Source organism: Burkholderia sp. AU15512 (assembly GCF_002223325.1).
Classification (GTDB): domain Bacteria; phylum Pseudomonadota; class Gammaproteobacteria; order Burkholderiales; family Burkholderiaceae; genus Burkholderia.
Genome location: NZ_NKEX01000006.1, coordinates 69,881 through 86,543, shown reverse-complemented (window position 1 = coordinate 86,543; position 16,663 = coordinate 69,881). Strand labels below are relative to the sequence as shown.

Annotated in this window: 14 protein-coding genes; 6 read left to right on the top strand and 8 right to left on the bottom strand. The window is 67.2% G+C overall.

What is annotated here, in order from left to right; genetic code table 11:
* Positions 1-42 precede the first annotated feature (42 nt).
* The 6 genes from CFB43_RS19725 to CFB43_RS19700 all read right to left on the bottom strand — a co-directional run bounded on the left by CFB43_RS19725 (position 43) and on the right by CFB43_RS19700 (position 8,399).
* Positions 43-2,157, bottom strand: coding sequence for a phosphocholine-specific phospholipase C (locus tag CFB43_RS19725; protein ID WP_089496232.1), 2,115 nt, complete (start codon positions 2,155-2,157; stop codon positions 43-45).
* A 42-nt stretch (positions 2,158-2,199) separates the two neighbouring features.
* Positions 2,200-2,403 (bottom strand): hypothetical protein, encoded by a 204-nt coding sequence (locus CFB43_RS19720; protein ID WP_039339629.1) that lies wholly within the window; start codon positions 2,401-2,403, stop codon positions 2,200-2,202.
* Positions 2,404-2,730: 327 nt separating this feature from the next.
* Positions 2,731-4,728: an acetyl-CoA carboxylase biotin carboxylase subunit gene (locus CFB43_RS19715; RefSeq protein WP_089496231.1), complete on the bottom strand. Its 1,998-nt coding sequence runs from the start codon at positions 4,726-4,728 to the stop codon at positions 2,731-2,733.
* Positions 4,729-4,773: 45 nt separating this feature from the next.
* Positions 4,774-5,559 (bottom strand): enoyl-CoA hydratase/isomerase family protein, encoded by a 786-nt coding sequence (locus CFB43_RS19710; protein ID WP_089426733.1) that lies wholly within the window; start codon positions 5,557-5,559, stop codon positions 4,774-4,776.
* Between the two features lie 19 nt (positions 5,560-5,578).
* On the bottom strand, positions 5,579-7,186 hold the full coding sequence (locus CFB43_RS19705) for a carboxyl transferase domain-containing protein (RefSeq protein ID WP_089448307.1): 1,608 nt from the start codon (positions 7,184-7,186) through the stop codon (positions 5,579-5,581).
* A 31-nt stretch (positions 7,187-7,217) separates the two neighbouring features.
* Positions 7,218-8,399: an isovaleryl-CoA dehydrogenase gene (locus CFB43_RS19700; protein ID WP_039339638.1), complete on the bottom strand. Its 1,182-nt coding sequence runs from the start codon at positions 8,397-8,399 to the stop codon at positions 7,218-7,220.
* A 170-nt stretch (positions 8,400-8,569) separates the two neighbouring features.
* Here CFB43_RS19700 and CFB43_RS19690 point away from each other — a divergent pair, with 170 nt between their 5' ends.
* Positions 8,570-9,316 carry a TetR/AcrR family transcriptional regulator gene (locus CFB43_RS19690; RefSeq protein ID WP_089496230.1) on the top strand — a complete coding sequence of 249 codons (747 nt, stop codon included), beginning with the start codon at positions 8,570-8,572 and terminating at the stop codon, positions 9,314-9,316.
* A 65-nt stretch (positions 9,317-9,381) separates the two neighbouring features.
* Here the strand turns inward: CFB43_RS19690 and CFB43_RS19685 are convergent, their stop codons facing one another.
* Positions 9,382-9,870, bottom strand: a complete 489-nt coding sequence (locus CFB43_RS19685; protein WP_089496229.1) for a MarR family winged helix-turn-helix transcriptional regulator — start codon at positions 9,868-9,870, stop codon at positions 9,382-9,384.
* A gap of 199 nt (positions 9,871-10,069) precedes the next feature.
* Between CFB43_RS19685 and CFB43_RS19680 the strand changes: the two genes are divergently transcribed.
* The 5 genes from CFB43_RS19680 (at position 10,070) to CFB43_RS19660 (ending at position 15,919) form a co-directional block, all read left to right on the top strand.
* Positions 10,070-11,149, top strand: coding sequence for an aromatic ring-hydroxylating dioxygenase subunit alpha (locus CFB43_RS19680; protein ID WP_089498075.1), 1,080 nt, complete (start codon positions 10,070-10,072; stop codon positions 11,147-11,149).
* Positions 11,146-12,111: a PDR/VanB family oxidoreductase gene (locus tag CFB43_RS19675; RefSeq protein WP_089496228.1), complete on the top strand. Its 966-nt coding sequence runs from the start codon at positions 11,146-11,148 to the stop codon at positions 12,109-12,111. Before CFB43_RS19680 ends, CFB43_RS19675 begins: the two co-directional genes overlap by 4 nt.
* A 49-nt stretch (positions 12,112-12,160) precedes the next feature.
* Positions 12,161-13,222, top strand: a complete 1,062-nt coding sequence (locus tag CFB43_RS19670; RefSeq protein WP_089496227.1) for an aromatic ring-hydroxylating dioxygenase subunit alpha — start codon at positions 12,161-12,163, stop codon at positions 13,220-13,222.
* Positions 13,223-13,378: 156 nt separating this feature from the next.
* A complete protein-coding gene (locus CFB43_RS19665) occupies positions 13,379-14,722 on the top strand; it encodes an MFS transporter (protein WP_089496226.1) in 1,344 nt (447 codons plus the stop codon).
* 102 nt (positions 14,723-14,824) lie between these two features.
* Positions 14,825-15,919: a porin gene (locus CFB43_RS19660; RefSeq protein ID WP_089496225.1), complete on the top strand. Its 1,095-nt coding sequence runs from the start codon at positions 14,825-14,827 to the stop codon at positions 15,917-15,919.
* Between the two features lie 26 nt (positions 15,920-15,945).
* Here the strand turns inward: CFB43_RS19660 and CFB43_RS19655 are convergent, their stop codons facing one another.
* A complete protein-coding gene (locus CFB43_RS19655) occupies positions 15,946-16,392 on the bottom strand; it encodes a hypothetical protein (RefSeq protein ID WP_089496224.1) in 447 nt (148 codons plus the stop codon).
* Between the last annotated feature and the right edge of the window lie 271 nt (positions 16,393-16,663).

The window sequence follows — 16,663 nt, the reverse complement described above, 5'->3', positions numbered from 1 at the left end:
CACGGCGCCTTTTTCACGATTGACGGCACGTGCGAGCGGCGCTCAGATCGCCGTCACCGTCGGCGCGACGGCGGCCGGATCGGTAAGGCTGGGCTTGCCGGTTTCGACGTGCCCCGCGATACGTCGCGTCCACCCGACATTCCCCGCCACCGCGAACTGCAGGTCGTACCAGTGGCTGCTGCACGACAGATCCCAGCGCGCCTCGATGCGCTGCCCGGCCGGCACCGTCAGCGTGCGCGCGACGCTACCGTACGCGACATCGGTGGCCGTGACCGTGAGCGCGCCGGTGCCGGCGTTGGCGATCGTCACGTACACGTCGCCGTTGGCCGTGTCGTAGCACGGCGTGATTTCAGGCTTCGCGCCGGCATCCGCCGCGGCCGAACCCGCGAAGCGCCGGAAATAACCGTTCGGCCCCCACACGCTCACCAGGTAGTTGCCGTTCGCGTCGAGCGCCCACGTATCGGTCAGTTGCTTGCCCGCTTCGACCGTATAGCGGCGCGGCATCGCGGTCGCGTCACCCGTATAGACCCAGAAGTGCGCGCCTTGCGTGCCGGTATTCGCAAACGTCAGCGCGTAGCCCTGCGTCTGGAGCTGGCCGGTCACATGCAGTTCGTACGGCAGCGCGCGCGCCGGCCGCGTGCCGGGCTCCTGTGCCGTCACGACCTGTTGCGCGGTGCTGGCCGGCGCGGTCTGCGACGACGCGCGCGAGCACTGCAGGTCCGCCTGCGCGACGTACGCCTGCGTGCTCGGCAGGGTCGGCAGCGTGGCATCCGATTTCGAGAAGTCGAGCGCCGACGTCAGGTCGCCGCAGATCGCGCGGCGCCACGGCGAGATGTTCGTTTCCATCACGCCGAAGCGCTTCTCGATGAATTGCAGCACCGACGTGTGATCGAACACCTGCGAGCAGACGAAGCCGCCCTTCGACCACGGCGAGACCACGAACATCGGCACGCGCGGCCCGAGGCCGTACGGCAGGTTGTCGGCCGTGTACGTGCCGGTCTGGGTCGAGGTCACGACGTTGTGCCGCTCGAGCGACACGTCCACGGTGCTCATGCCGGAGCCCGGCAGCGTCGGCGCCGACGGCGGCACGACATGGTCGAAGAAGCCGTCGTTCTCGTCGTACATGATCAGCAGGACAGTCTTGCTCCACACGTCCGGATTCGACGTCAGCGCATCGAGAATCGTCGACAGGTAGTACGCACCGTACAGCGGCGTGAACTTCGGATGTTCCGAATACGCGGCCGGCGGCAGCAGCCACGATACCTGCGGCAGCGCGTTCGCCTGCACGTCGGCCTTCAGCTGCGTGATCGGGCGCGTGCTCATCCCGCGCGTCTGCAGCGACGAGCCGGCCGGCGCGTTCACGAAGTTGTTGAAGCACGCGAGCATGTTCGTGCCGTAGTTGCCGGTGAAGTTGTCGAACCCGGTGCCCTGCTGATAGATCTGCCACGAGATGCCGGCCTTTTCGAGCCGTTCCGGGTAGGTCGTCCAGTTGAAAGGCGGCAGCTTGATCTTGTCGAACGGGTTGTCGATGTAATCGGTGTTGTCGAGCAGCGGGCCGCCGCCCGTGCCGAGCGGGTCGACCATGCCCGTCATCAGGTACATGCGGTTCGGGTGCGTGTTGCCGGGGATCGAGCAGAAGTAGTTGTCGCACACGGTGAATGCATCCGCGAGCGCGTAATGGAACGGGATGTCGTCGCGGACGTGGTAGCCCATCGTCATGTTCGACTTCTGCACCGCCCATTGATCCGCGCGGCCGTTGTCGATCGCGCCGTGCGTCGTCGCCCACGTATGCGGCAGGCCGCCGATGCATTGCGCGTTGACGCCCGGGTTGGTCGTGTCGTAGCGGAACGGCGCGATCACGCTCGACGTGTCTTCCTGACGCGGCTGGAACCACACCGGCTTGCCGTTCGGCAGCGTGACCGGGAAGCGGTCGTTGTAGCCGCGCACGCCGCTCAGGTGTCCGAGGTAGTGGTCGAACGAGCGGTTCTCCTGCATGAACACGACGATGTGCTGGACATCCTGGATCGTGCCCGTGACGGTATTCGGCTCGATCGCCAGTGCCTTGCGGATCGATTCCGGCAGCAGTGCGGTGGCGGCGGTCGCGCCGGCGAGGCCGGCGGAGAACTTCAGAAAGTCGCGTCGCGAATGGGTGGCCATGCTGGTTGCTCTTGATTGGATTTCTGGTGGAAACGGCCGGGATCAGGAAGCGGGCGAGGAGGCAGGCGCGGTGAAACCGGGCGGGCAGTGCATCTGCGCGGTGGCGACCACGCCGCCGCCGCAGGCGGCCTTCTGCTGCGCGACGGGTGCGGCGGGTGCGGTCACGTCGTCGTTGCAGGCGCCGAGGAGTGCGGTCAGCGCGATCAGGCCAGCGACCGCGAAGGGCCGTAGGGCCGAGTTTCGCATAACGTCTCTCCGTGGATGTGATGACATGACCCAGGCGCGGATGCGCTGCGGTCATATCGACGGCGAGATGCTAATTTCGACGTGTTACACGATGGTGTCGTGCGGCGGCAGAATCGGTCTGCGGCGGGTGAAAACACCCGAGGTGCGGAATGTGCGGCACGGCATGTCATCAGCGCCGGCGAATGCGTAATTCAATCGAAAGCTTCGGACTGCTGCCGCTTGTCGATGCGATCAAGGCGGCGCTGTCGCAACCACGGGCGCGCGATGAATTGCGACGCGATTTGCGCGGGCCGGCAGCCGCCGGCCCGTGTCCGACGAAAGCGCTGCTCAGCCTTCCGCCATCATCAGCAACTGCGCGCCGTCCGACACCTGGTCGCCGACGCCGTACAGCACTTCCGCGACCACGCCCGCGCTCGGCGCGCCGATCGTGTGCTCCATCTTCATCGCTTCCATCACGATCAGCGGCGTGCCGGCTTCGACCTTCTGGCCGGGCTCGACCAGCACCGCGATCACCTTGCCCGGCATCGGCGCGGTCAGGCGGCCACCGCCCTGCTCCGCGTCACCCGCATGCGCGAGCAGGTTGCGCCATTCGAACGTCTCCGCCGTGCCCTGCGTGAACACGTGGAAGTGGTCGCCGTCCGCATACACGCGGCCGCTGCTGCGCACGCCGCCGAGCGTCACGTCGAAATCGAGCGGCGTGGCGCCACGCGTCCACGCGAACGGTTGTGCGGCGGCGGCGCCGATCGCGACGCGCGTACCCGCGCCGTCGTCCTCGTACGTCACCGTCACGTCCGCTTCGCGCTCGGCAGCGTGCCATTCGAGCGTGCGGCGATAGCCGCCGTTCAGCCGCCAGTCCGGCAGCGCGCCCCACGGCGATGAACCCCGTGCGCCCGCGCCGCGTTCGCGTGCGAACAGCGCTGCGCACGCAAGCGCCAGCGTCGCGCGCGGCGGTGCCTGCGGCGCGAACAGCGCGTCGTGGTTGCGCTCGATCAGGCCCGTGTCGAGATCGGCCGTCGCGAACGGTGCGCACGCAACGATTCGCTGCAGGAACGCGGCGTTCGTGTACAGGCCGACCACTTCACAGGCACGCAGTGCGCGCAGCATCAGGCTCAGCGCTTCGGCACGGTCCGCGCCATGAACGATCAGCTTCGCGATCATCGGATCGTAGAACGGCGTGATCGCATCGCCTTCGCGCACGCCGCTGTCGACGCGCACCGACGCACCGATCGCGAACTCGACGCCGGCCGGCAGCCGCAGATGCTTCAGCGTGCCCGTCGACGGCAGGAAGCCGCGCGCCGGGTTCTCCGCATAGAGGCGCGCTTCGAGCGCGTGGCCCTGCACGCGCAGTTCGTCCTGCTTCAGCGGCAGCGGCTCGCCGGAGGCGACGCGCAATTGCCATTCGACGAGATCGAGCCCCGTGACCATCTCGGTGACCGGATGCTCGACCTGCAGGCGCGTGTTCATTTCCATGAAGTAGAACGCTTCGCCCGTCATGATGAATTCGACGGTGCCCGCACCGACGTAATTCACCGCACGCGCGGCCGCGACGGCCGCCTGCCCCATCGCCTGGCGCACGTCGTCGTGCAAACCGGGCGCCGGCGCTTCCTCGAGCACCTTCTGGTGACGGCGCTGCACCGAGCAGTCGCGGTCGAACAGGTACACGGTGTTGCCGTGCGTGTCGCCGAACACCTGCACCTCGACGTGGCGCGGGCGCGTCAGGTACTTCTCGATCAGCACGCGATCGTTGCCGAAGCTGCTCGCGGCTTCGCGCTGGCACGATGCGAGCGCCGCCGGGAAATCGTCGGAGCGCTCGACCACGCGCATCCCCTTGCCGCCGCCGCCCGCGCTGGCCTTCAGCAGCACCGGATAGCCGATCGCGTCGGCTTCGCGATGCAGGTTGGACGCGTCCTGGTCGTCGCCGTGATAGCCGGGCACGAGCGGCACGGCCGCCGCGTGCATCAGCGCCTTCGCGGCCGCCTTCGACCCCATCGCCGCGATCGCGTCGACCGGCGGCCCGATGAAGACGATGCCGGCCGCTTCGCACGCATGCGCGAAATCTTCGTTCTCCGACAGAAAGCCGTAGCCGGGGTGGATCGCCTGCGCGCCGGTGGCGCGCGCGGCTTCGATGATGCGCTCGATGCGCAGGTAGCTGTCTGCCGCGGCCGAGCCGCCGATATGCACGGCCTCGTCGCATGCGGCCACGTGTTTCGCGTTCGCGTCCGCGTCGGAATAGACGGCGACGCTCGCGATCCCGAGACGTTTGCACGTCGCGGCGACGCGGCACGCGATTTCGCCGCGGTTGGCGATCAGAATCTTGTCGAACATGGCTTCGGTGTCGTCCGGAAAGAGGGGGTCACGCGCGCTGCGCGATCATTCACGCCACGACGGCGTGCGCTTTTCGAGGAAGGACGCAATCCCTTCGCGCGCTTCCGCGCCGGCGCGGGTGCGCGCGATCCAGTCGGCGGTCTGCTCGATCAGCGTCGCGTCGAGCGGCCGGCCGGCGACATCCGCGACGAGCCGCTTGCACGCCTTCACCGCGTCGGGGCCGTTCGCGACGAGCGTCGCGGCCAGCTTCGCGACGGTGTCGTCGAGCGCGTCGGCCGGCACCGCGTCGTGAATGAAACCGAGCGACGCCGCGCGCGTGCTGTCGAACACCTCGGCCGTCGTGAAGTACCGGCGCGCCGCGCGCTCGCCCATCGCGCGCACCACGTACGGCGCGATCGTCGCGGGGATCAACCCGAGCCGCGCTTCCGACAGGCAGAACTTCACGCCGTCGGCGGCGATCGCGATGTCGGCCGCCGCCACCAGGCCCACGCCGCCCGCATACGCGTCGCCATGCACGCGTGCGATCACCGGCTTGCCGCAGCGATGGATCGCCTCGAGCATCCGCGCGAGCTTGCGCGCATCGGCACGGTTCTCGTCGTCCGAGTAACCGGCCATCTTCTTCATCCAGTTCAGGTCCGCGCCCGCGCAGAACGCCGCGCCTTCCGCGGCGAGCACGATTGCGCGCACGCCTTCGTGCGCGTCGAGCCATTCGAACGCGGTGGTCAGCTCGGCGATCGTCGTCTCGTTGAACGCGTTGCGCACGTCGGGACGCGCGAGCGTGACGGTCGCCACGCGGCCGGCTTCGCTTACCTTGATCGTTTCGTATCGCATCGTTCAGCCCTCCCGGCCGTTACATGCGGAACACGCCGAAGCGCGTGTCTTCGATCGGCGCGTTCATCGACGCGGCGAGGCCGAGGCCCAGCACGTCGCGCGTCTGCGCGGGGTCGATCACGCCGTCGTCCCACAGCCGCGCGCTCGCGTAATACGGATGGCCCTGGCGCTCGTACTGATCGCGGATCGGCTGCTTGAACGCGTCCTCTTCCTCGGCCGACCACGAACCGCCCTTCGCCTCGATACCGTCGCGGCGCACCGTCGCGAGCACCGACGCGGCCTGCTCGCCGCCCATCACCGAGATGCGCGCGTTCGGCCACATCCACAGGAAGCGCGGGCCGAATGCGCGGCCGCACATCCCGTAGTTGCCGGCGCCGAACGAGCCGCCGATGATCACCGTGAACTTCGGCACCTTCGCGTTCGACACGGCCGTCACCATCTTCGCGCCGTGCCGCGCGATGCCTTCGTTCTCGTACTTGCGCCCGACCATGAAGCCCGTGATGTTCTGCAGGAACACGAGCGGAATCTTGCGCTGGCAGCACAGCTCGATGAAATGCGCGCCCTTCACCGCCGATTCCGAGAACAGGATGCCGTTGTTCGCGACGATCCCGACCGGGTGGCCCCAGATGTGCGCGAAGCCCGTGACGAGCGTCGTGCCGTAGCGCGCCTTGAATTCGTCGAATTCCGAATCGTCGACGATGCGCGCGATCACCTCGCGCACGTCGAACGGCTTGCGCGTATCGACCGGAATCACGCCGTACAGGCTCTTCGCGTCGTAGCGCGGCGGCTTCGGCTCGCGCAACGCGACCGGCGACGCAATCTTCGGCGCGAGGTGGCTGACGATGTTACGCGCGATCGACAGCGCATGCGCGTCGTTCTGCGCGAGATGGTCGGCCACGCCCGACAGGCGCGTATGCACGTCGCCGCCGCCGAGATCCTCGGCGCTCACTTCCTCACCGGTCGCGGCCTTCACGAGCGGCGGCCCGCCGAGGAAAATCGTGCCCTGCTCCTTCACGATGATCGACTCGTCGCTCATCGCGGGCACGTACGCGCCGCCCGCCGTGCACGAACCCATCACGACGGCGATCTGCGCGATCCCCGCGGCCGACATCGTCGCCTGGTTGAAGAAGATGCGGCCGAAGTGGTCGCGATCGGGAAACACGTCGTCCTGGTTCGGCAGGTTCGCGCCGCCCGAATCGACCAGATACACGCACGGCAGCCGGTTTTCCGCGGCGATTTCCTGCGCGCGCACGTGCTTCTTCACGGTGACCGGGTAATACGTGCCGCCCTTGACCGTCGCGTCGTTGCACACGATCACGCATTCGCGGCCCGCGATGCGGCCGATCCCGGTGATGACGCCCGCGCCCGGCGCGTCGTCGTTGTACATGCCGTTCGCCGCGAGCTGCGAGAACTCGAGGAACGGCGCGCCCGGATCGAGCAGTTGCGCGATGCGGTCGCGCGGCAGCAGCTTGCCGCGCGACAGGTGCTTGTCGCGCGCGGCCTGGCCGCCGCCCTGCGCGAGCTGTTCGATCTTCGCGCGCAGGTCGGCGACGACCGCCTCGAGCGCGGCGGCATTCGCACGGAAGTCTTCCGAGCGCGGATTCAGTTTCGATTCGATGATCGGCATCGACGGGGCTCCGTTCGCGTGACGTGGGGCGTTACATCGTTTCCGCGAACAGCTCGCGGCCGATCAGCATCCGGCGGATCTCGCTCGTGCCGGCGCCGATCTCGTACAGCTTCGCGTCGCGCCACAGGCGCCCCACCGGGTATTCGTTGATGTAGCCGTTGCCGCCGAGGATCTGGATCGCCTCGCCGGCCATCCACGTCGCCTTCTCGGCCGTGTAGAGGATCACGCCCGCGCAGTCCTTGCGCACCTGGCGAATGTGGTCGCTGCCGGCCGAGTCGAGGTGGCGGCCGACCGCGTACAGGTACGCGCGGCAGGCCTGGAACGTGGTGTACATGTCGGCGACCTTGCCCTGGATCAGCTGGAATTCGCCGATCGCCTGGCCGAACTGCTTGCGGTCGTGGATATACGGCACCACCGCGTCGAGGCACGCGGCCATGATGCCGGTCGGGCCGCCCGACAGCACCGCGCGTTCGTAGTCGAGCCCGCTCATCAGCACCTTCACGCCGCCGTTGAGCTGGCCGAGGATGTTTTCCTCCGGCACTTCGACGTCCTGGAACACCAGCTCGCCCGTGTGCGAGCCGCGCATGCCGAGCTTGTCGAGCTTCTGCGCGACCGAGAAGCCCTTCATGCCCTTCTCGACGATGAACGCGGTGATGCCGCGCGAGTTGGCTTCGACGTCCGTCTTCGCGTAGACCACCAGCGTGTCGCAATCGGGGCCGTTGGTGATCCACATCTTCGTGCCGTTCAGCACGTAGCGATCGCCGCGCTTGTCGGCGCGTAGCTTCATGCTGACGACGTCGGAGCCTGCGTTCGGCTCGCTCATCGCGAGCGCGCCGATGTGTTCGCCCGACACGAGCTTCGGCAGGTATTTCTGCTTTTGCGCTTCCGTGCCGTTGCGGTGAATCTGGTTCACGCACAGGTTCGAGTGCGCGCCGTACGACAGGCCGATCGACGCCGATGCGCGCGAGATCTCTTCCATCGCGACCATGTGCGCGGTGTAGCCCATGTTCGCGCCGCCGTACTCCTCGGCCACCGTCATGCCGAGCACGCCGAGATCGCCGAACTTCTTCCACAGATCCATCGGAAACTGGTCGGTGCGGTCGACCTCCGCCGCGCGCGGCGTGATTTCCTTCGCCGCGAACGTCGCGACGGCGTCGCGCAGCATCTCGATGTCTTCACCGAGCATGAATTGCACACCGGGCAGGTTGATCATGTCTCCTCCGTCTCCAGAAAGTGTGTGGCACTCACCGATTTCTGAGTTTCGCTCAAATCGAATGAATACCTAGATTCATTGACCTGTACAGCGTAAATTTTGCACAGTTTCGCGCCTCGCCGGGTTCGGCGTCAATAGTTTTTTGAGTGACACTCAGATATCATGCCGAGATGACAGCCGCTACCGCCGACACCATGACCGCCACCGTCAAAGCCGACCGCGCCGATCCCTCGCGCGCGCCCGCCGGGCGCAAATCCCAGCAACGCGTGCAGGACATTCTGCGCGCCGGCCGGGAAGTGTTCGCCGAAAAAGGTTACGAGCATGCGACGGCCGCCGAGATCGCGCAGCGCGTGGGCGTGTCGGAGGCGACGGTGTTCAGCTATTTCCGCGGCAAGCGCGAGCTGTGCGCGCGCGTCATCGCGGATTGGTACGACGAAAACATCGCCGCGTTCGAAGAAGGGATGCCTCAGGACGCGTTGGTGCAGCAGCAGTTCGCGTTCATCGTGCGCACCCACCTGCGGCTGATGCTGGTGAACGGCACGGGCCTGTGCGCGCTGGTGCTGTCGGAAGGCCGCGCGAAGCAGCATGCGCTGAGCGACGAGCTCACCGCGCTGCAGCGCCGCTACACCGCGCCGCTGATGGACGTGCTCGCGCGCGGCCAGGCGGCCGGGCAGGTGCGCACCGACCTGCCGCTGAGCCTGCTGCGCTCGATGGTGTTCGGGCCGATCGAGCACGTGCTGTGGGATGCGATCCTCGGGCACCGCAAGCTCGATACGGAAACGACGGCCACGCAGCTCGTCGACATGCTGTGGGCGGCCGTGCAGCCGCCGGCGCCGGAACAGGCGGCGCTCGTGCGCTTCAGGAACGAAGTGGCGGAAGCCGTGCGGCGGCTGGAAGGCGGCAGCACGCGCGGGTGACGCGCGGCGGGCAACGCGCCCGCCGCCTCATCGCCGCTTGCCTGTCGTCACGGGGTTCGGGGCCGCTACGACTCGTCGCCGACGCGCAGCGGCGCGCGGCTCTGCTCGTTGTTCAAATGGACGAACTTGCGCAACAGGCGCACCAGTTCCTGCGAATCGTCCTCCCCCATCCCGTCGAACAGGCCGGCACGCAATTCCTTCACCGACGGAATCAGATGCGTAAGCAGTTCGACGCCCGCCGGTGTCAGCACCAAGCGGCGCTGACGCCGCGGCAGCACTTCGCGCACGATCAATCCCTTCGCTTCGAGCCGGACCGCGATATCCGCGGTCGTCGACGTGTCGAGCGCGACCCGCTGCGCGAGCGTCACCTGATCGAGCCCCGGGCACTCGTAGAGCATCCGCAGGACCGCGTACTGCACCGGCGTCACGTCCCGGCCCAGCTTCTCGTAGAACATCGCAACCGCGATCTGGTGTGCGCGCCGGATCAGGTGCCCGGGTTCGTCGTACAGATCGAGCGGGAAAGCCGGTGCGTCGGCGGGATTCGTTTTTTTCATGAATGAGTCGATGACGTAAGCGGCGCGTGCCGGTGGCGCGCGCCGACGGCATGGCGCTGCCTCGCGCCATTTCCCGGGAAAACCAGTATACCGCTCGCCTTGCCCCCGCCAACCTCGATGAGTACACTGAATCTCATTCAGTACACGGAATATTGAGATGCCGCGTACCAGCGGCATCGACCTGACGGAGACGACGAACGTGTTTCTCAAGAATGCTTGGTACGTGGCGTGCACGCCCGATGAAATCGACGGCAAGCCGCTGGGCCGCAATATCTGCAACGAGTCGATGGTGTTTTACCGCGCGGCGGATGGCCAGGTCGCGGCGCTCGAGGACTTCTGCCCGCACCGCGGTGCACCGCTGTCGCTGGGATTCGTGCGCGACGGCGTACTCGTGTGCGGCTATCACGGGCTGGAAATGGGCTGCAACGGCAAGGCGGCCGGCATGCCGGGCCAGCGTGTCGGCGGCTTCCCGCCGATTCGCAGCTTCCCGGTGGTGGAGCGGTACGGATTCATCTGGGTCTGGCCGGGCGATGCGTCGGCAGCCGATCCCGCGAAACTGCCCGCGCTGGCGTGGGCGGAAGACCCGGCCTGGGCCCACGGCGGCGGCCTGTATCACATCCGCTGCGACTACCGGCTGATGATCGACAACCTGATGGACCTCACGCACGAAACCTACGTGCATGCGTCGAGCATCGGCCAGAAGGAAATCGACGAAGCACTGCCGAAGACCACCAGCCACGGTGACGAAGTCGTCACGAGCCGCTTCATGGAGAACGTGATGCCGCCGCCGTTCTGGCAGATGGCGCTGCGCGGCAACGGGTTGGCCGACGACGTGCCGGTGGACCGCTGGCAGATCTGCCGCTTCGCGCCGCCGAGCCACGTGATGATCGAAGTGGGCGTCGCGCATGCGGGCCACGGCGGCTACGACGCGCCGGCCGACCTGAAGGCGTCGTCGATCGTCGTCGATTTCATCACGCCCGAGACGGACGCCTCGATCTGGTACTTCTGGGGGATGGCGCGCAATTTCCGGCCCGACGATCACGCCCTGACCGCCGAAATCCGCGAAGGCCAGGGCAAGATCTTCGCCGAGGATCTCGAGATGCTCGAGCGCCAGCAGCTCAATCTGGAGAAGTGGCCCGATCGCAAGCTGCTCAAGCTCAACATCGATGCCGGCGGCGTGCTGTCGCGCAAGGTGATCGAGCGGCTGCTCGCCGACGAGCTCGCGTCGAGCCCGTCGCGGACCGTGATTCCGGTCGCGCAGGTCAAGGAGGCGTCATGAGCACCGCGACGCTGACGGTCCGCGTGGCCCGCAAGTGGCAGGAAGCGCGCGACATCTGCGGCTTCGAATTCGTCAGCGATGACGGCTCGCCGCTGCCGCGCTTCGACGCCGGCGCCCATATCGACGTGCATCTGCCGGGCGGCCTCGTGCGCCAGTATTCGCTGTGCAACCACCCGGAGCACGGCGACCGCTATCAGATCGCCGTGCTGCGCGATGCCGACGGTCGCGGCGGGTCGCGCACCATTCATGATGCAGTCCGGCAAGGCGATACCGTGCGGATCGGCGTGCCGCGCAATCAGTTTCCGCTCGCCCCCGACGCGCCGCACCACCTGCTGCTCGCAGGCGGGATCGGCGTCACGCCGATCCTCAGCATGGCGGAACGGTTGTTCTCGTCCGGCGGCGCATTCGACATGCATTACTGCGCGCGCTCGACCGACCGCATGGCCTTCGTCGAGCGGATCAACGCGGCCGGGTTCCGTGATCGTGCCCGCTTCCACGTCGACGACGGCGCGCCCGAGCAACGCTTCGACCTGGCCGCCGTGCTCGCCGCGGCGCCCGAAGGCACGCACCTGTACGTATGCGGGCCGCGCGGCTTCATGGATGCGGTGTTGAACGCCGCGCGCGAGCGCGGCTGGGCGGAAGCGCGACTGCACTACGAGTTCTTCGGTGGCGCGGTGGCGGCGTCCGGCGCGGATCGCGCGTTCCAGGTCAGGATCGCGAGCAGCGGCCAGATGATCGACGTGCCGGCCGAATGCACGGTCATCGCCGCACTGGCTGCAAATGGCGTCGACGTGCTGACGTCGTGCGAGCAAGGCGTCTGCGGCACGTGCGTGACACGCGTGCTGCAAGGCGAGCCCGATCACCGCGATGCGTATCTGACCGACGAGGAAAAAGCCGCCGGCGACCAGTTCATGCCCTGCTGCTCGCGCGCACGAACCGACCTGCTGGTACTCGATCTGTAGACGGACACGCCCGACTCGAGGCGGCCCACCACCATACTGGAGACGATCAATGGCGCAACCTGCCCGGCCATCAATCAATACTGCTAAATTCCCGGCCGACCGATGGTGGGTCGCCGCGCTGTCATCCGAACTGACGGACAAGCCCGTCGCCCGTACGCTGCTCGGCCATCCGGTCGTCCTGTTCCGGTTGCCGTCCGGGGAAGTCGGTGCGCTGGAGGATCGCTGCTGTCACAAGTCGCTGCCGCTGTCGTGCGGCTCGCTCGAAGCACGCGGCCTGCGCTGCGGCTATCACGGCCTGCTGTTCGACCGCGGCGGCGCATGCGTGGAGATTCCCGGGCAAGACCGGATTCCGGCCCAGGCGTGCGTGTCGTCGTATCCGGTGCAGGAGCAGGACGCGATCGTGTGGATCTGGATCGGCGCCGACGCGCACGCTCGACCGACCTGCGCGCCGCCGCGCTACGCGTTCCATACGGATCCGCAATACCGGTTCGGCGGCGGCCAGTACTATTACGACGCGCCGTATCAACTGATTCACGACAACCTGATGGACCTGAGCCACCTCGGCTATGTCCATCTGAAAACGATCGGCGGCAACGCGCCGCTGCATATGGGCGCGGAAACCCGCGTCAGCAGCGACGGCGACACGGTGACGCTGGTTCGACGAATGCCGGATTCCGTCCCGCCGCCGACCTACACCGCCGCATGGCCGTTCGCGGCCCGCGTCGATCGCTGGCAGGAAATCGAGTTCCACGTGTCGCACATCCGGATCTGGACGGGCGCGATCGACGCCGGCACCGGCGACCTGCACGATCCGGCACGCGGCGGCCTTCACATGCGCGGCTTCCACGGCATCACGCCCGAGACGGAAACGACGACGCATTACTTCTGGACCGTCGCGACCAATCCGCAGCACGACGTCGAGCGCACCGCGCAAACGGTCATCGAGCAATCCGCGGCGACGTTCGACGAGGACAAGGCCGTGATCGAAGCGCAATACCGGAATCAGCTGCGCTTTCCGGATGGTCGCCAACTCGACATTCACGTCGACGCGGGCCCCAACCGTGCGCGGCGCGTGATCGAGCGGCTGCTGCTGCAACCCCAACCCGCGTAAGCATCTTGCCGGCGCGCTAGCGGCGCCTGCCGGCCGCAGCGGGTGTTCCCCGGGGATGCTCGTCAACCCACGCATTCGCTTTCGTCCCATTCGCTACCGCCGGCTTCGATGCCATTCAATTTGATTAGTCATACTATTTTATGAAGGATCTTTGACGTGAGCGCCAATATCCGCAATACGATCGACGAATCCCCGATGAGCGCGTTCCAGACGATGGCGGTCACGGCCTGCGTCGTGCTGAACATGCTCGATGGCTTCGATGTGCTGGCCGTCGCGTTTGCCGCGCCGCACCTGGCGGCCGAATGGAAACTGAGCGGCAAGGAAATCGGCCTGCTGCTGAGTGCCGGGCTGGCCGGCATGGGCATCGGCTCGGTGCTGATCGCGCCGCTGGCCGACCGCGTCGGCCGCCGCCGCATCATCCTGCTCTGCCTCGCCGTGATCTCGACCGGGATGCTCGCCTGCGCGGCCACGCACAGCACGCTGCAACTCGCCGTCGCGCGTGCGTACACGGGGCTCGGCATCGGCGGCATGCTGGCGAGCCTGACCGTGATCAGCGGCGAGTACGCATCGAACAAATGGCGCAGCGCCGCGATCGGCATGCAGTCGACCGGCTACGCGATCGGCGCCACCGCTGGCGGCGTCATTGCAGGCTACTTGCTGTCGACGTGGGGATGGCGCAGCGTGTTCGCGTTCGGCGGCATCCTGACCCTGCTGTCGATCCCGATGGTGCTCGCGCTGCTGCCGGAATCGCTCGATTTCCTGCTGGCAAGGCGTCCGGACCACGCGCTGCAGAAAATCAACCGCATCCTCGCGAGAATGAAGCGCGCACCGATCGACGCGCTGCCGCCCGTGGCCTCGTCGATCGACACCGCAAGCCCCGCGTCGAGCTGGACGGCCGTGCTCCGCGCACCGCTCGCGCGCCGCACGATCGCGTTGTGGATCGCGTTCTTCCTCGTGATGGGCAGCTTCTATTTCGTCGTGAGCTGGACGCCGAAGCTGCTGGTCCAGGCCGGGCTGTCGGCATCGCAGGGCGTCACCGGCGGCGTCCTGCTCAACCTCGGCGGCATTGCGGGCGCCTCGCTCTTCAGCCTGCTGTCGACGCGCTTCGGCCTGCGCAACCTGTTGGGCGCGACCCTGCTGCTCGGCGGCGCGCTGATGGTCGTGTTCGGCGCGAACACGGGCTCGCTCGGCATCGGGATGACCGTCGCGGTGTTCCTCGGCGCGGTGATCAATGCGTGCGTGGCCGGCATGTACGCGCTGTCGCCGACGCCGTACCCCGCCGAAATCCGCACGACCGGCATCGGCCTCGCGGTCGGCATCGGGCGCCTCGGCGCGATCCTGTCGCCGATGACGGTCGGTGCGCTGCTGGACGACGGCTGGTCCGTGTCCCATCTCTATCTCGCGTTCCTCGTGCCGATGGCCGGCGCGGCAATCGCCGTCGTCATGGTGGGCGCGCGGGCCACGGCGCCGCGCCGGCAACGCGACCCGGCGATGTCGTAACACGCGGCGCCAGCCGTCTTGCCGATACCTGTCGGCATCCCGGATTCGTCCGGGTCACTATAAAAATCGATAAGTATTTCTACATACTGTTTGGAGACAGCCATGAAAAAGAAACTGGGCGTCGCGCTCGCGACGGCAATGGCGCTGGGCGGGCCGGCCTGCGCGCAAAGCAGCGTCACGCTGTACGGGATCATCGACACCGGCGTGTCCTACTACAACAACGCCGCGCACGGCGGATCGTTCACGGGCATGCCGACGCTGACCGGCGAGGTGCCGTCACGGTGGGGGCTGAGAGGCACGGAGGATCTCGGCGGCGGCTATCAGGCCTTCTTCGTGCTCGAAAACGGTTTCCAGCCCGGCAGCGGTGCACTGAACTACGGCGGGCGCCTGTTCGGGCGACAGGCGAACGCCGGCGTGAACGGTCCGTTCGGCGCGCTGACCCTCGGCCGCCAGATGAACATGTCGATGATCGTGCTGACCAATGCGGACGTAATCGGCCCGTCGATTCACTCGATGGCGGATTTCGATTCCTATCTGCCGAACGCGCGCAGCGATAATGCGATCGGCTACAAGGGCACGTTCCACGGCGTGACGCTCGGCGCCACCTACAGCTTCGGCCGCGACGCAGCCGGGCCGGCCGGGCCGTCGGCGACGGGCTGTGCCGGGCAGGTGCCCGGCGACATCGTCGCCTGCCGCCAGTACACGGCGATGCTCGCGTACGACGCGAGCAACTTCGGGATCGCCGCGTCGCATGACTTGATGCGCGGCGGCGGTGGCGCGCTCGCCCCACTGAACAATCCGGCGTACACCGACACGCGCGACATCGTCGCTGGCTACGTGAAGATCGGCCCGGCGAAACTCGGCGCCGGGTGGATTCGCCGCAATCTCGCGGCGGCCGACCACCTGCAGGCCGATATCGTGTTCGCGGGCGGCACGTACTACGCGACGCCCTACCTCGCGCTCGACCTGCAGGGCGTACGCTACCTGCAACGCCGCGAAAACAGCGAAGGCGGCATGAATGCCACGCTGCTCGTCGGCCGCGCGAACTATTTCCTGTCGAAGCGGACGACCGTCTATACGTCGGTGGGCTACATGTTCAACAGCAAGCTGGCGGCGAACGCGGTCGCTGCCGGCGGAACGGTCGGGACCGGGATGAACCAGCTCGGCGTGATGGCCGGCATCCAGCAGAAGTTCTGAACGCCGGCCACCGCGCCGGCGCAGGGTCAGTTGGCGAGCCGGCAGTGCGAGAGCTTCAACCCCGGCAGCACCGGCGCATCGATATAGCCTTCGTTCACGCAACTGAAGCGGAACGCCGCCGACGTGACGAACGGCTTGATCTCGCCGCCGGGGAATTTCGGCTTCAGCGCATCCTGGTCGGCCACGTCGAAATGCGTGTCGAACTGTTCGCCGTCGGCCGTCAGCGCGCCGAAATAGGTGCCGCCCGGATCGCCGCCCATCCGGATCACGGCGCCGACGAACAGGAGGCGCTTGCCGTCGTACTTCGTCTTCGCGGCGGCCATGTTCTGCGTATAGGCCTCGATCACGGCGCCGTAATGCGCGTCGATCGCGGGCTCGGTGTCCGATGCGGCGCAGGCGCTCTGGCAAACGCCCGCCAGCATCGTGCATGCCGCAAGCGCGGCCGCCGCGAACGGCGCGGAAATCTTCTTCATGGGTGGTCTCTCCCGTCTAGCGTGGTGGTTGAAGTGATTGAAGCCCGGCGCTTGCGCCGGACGAATTCGCTTCCGTTGGTTTAATCGTTCGAATGGCGGAACACGGCTGCGATCACTTCTCCACCCGCAGGGTCGTGTGCGGTGCGCAGCGTCGCGCTGAACGCGACGTGACAGGAAGGTGACATGGTGCGGCCCCCGGCTCTCTCATTGAATTTCACTGCGTCTGATTTTGGTCGCTACGGTAGCAGACGGCCGACGGCCCGGCAACCAA

Bases quoted from the DNA above. Each gene is read 5' to 3' on its own strand.
- CFB43_RS19715 (WP_089496231.1), bottom strand. From the start codon at position 4,728: ATGTTCGACAAGATTCTGATCGCCAACCGCGGCGAAATCGCGTGCCGC.
- CFB43_RS19700 (WP_039339638.1), bottom strand. From the start codon at position 8,399: ATGATCAACCTGCCCGGTGTGCAATTCATGCTCGGTGAAGACATCGAG.
- CFB43_RS19670 (WP_089496227.1), top strand. From the start codon at position 12,161: ATGGCGCAACCTGCCCGGCCATCAATCAATACTGCTAAATTCCCGGCC.
- CFB43_RS19725 (WP_089496232.1), bottom strand. From the start codon at position 2,157: ATGGCCACCCATTCGCGACGCGACTTTCTGAAGTTCTCCGCCGGCCTC.
- CFB43_RS19710 (WP_089426733.1), bottom strand. From the start codon at position 5,559: ATGCGATACGAAACGATCAAGGTAAGCGAAGCCGGCCGCGTGGCGACC.
- CFB43_RS19660 (WP_089496225.1), top strand. From the start codon at position 14,825: ATGAAAAAGAAACTGGGCGTCGCGCTCGCGACGGCAATGGCGCTGGGC.
- CFB43_RS19655 (WP_089496224.1), bottom strand. From the start codon at position 16,392: ATGAAGAAGATTTCCGCGCCGTTCGCGGCGGCCGCGCTTGCGGCATGC.
- CFB43_RS19705 (WP_089448307.1), bottom strand. From the start codon at position 7,186: ATGCCGATCATCGAATCGAAACTGAATCCGCGCTCGGAAGACTTCCGT.
- CFB43_RS19685 (WP_089496229.1), bottom strand. From the start codon at position 9,870: ATGAAAAAAACGAATCCCGCCGACGCACCGGCTTTCCCGCTCGATCTG.
- CFB43_RS19690 (WP_089496230.1), top strand. From the start codon at position 8,570: ATGACAGCCGCTACCGCCGACACCATGACCGCCACCGTCAAAGCCGAC.
- CFB43_RS19720 (WP_039339629.1), bottom strand. From the start codon at position 2,403: ATGCGAAACTCGGCCCTACGGCCCTTCGCGGTCGCTGGCCTGATCGCG.
- CFB43_RS19675 (WP_089496228.1), top strand. From the start codon at position 11,146: ATGAGCACCGCGACGCTGACGGTCCGCGTGGCCCGCAAGTGGCAGGAA.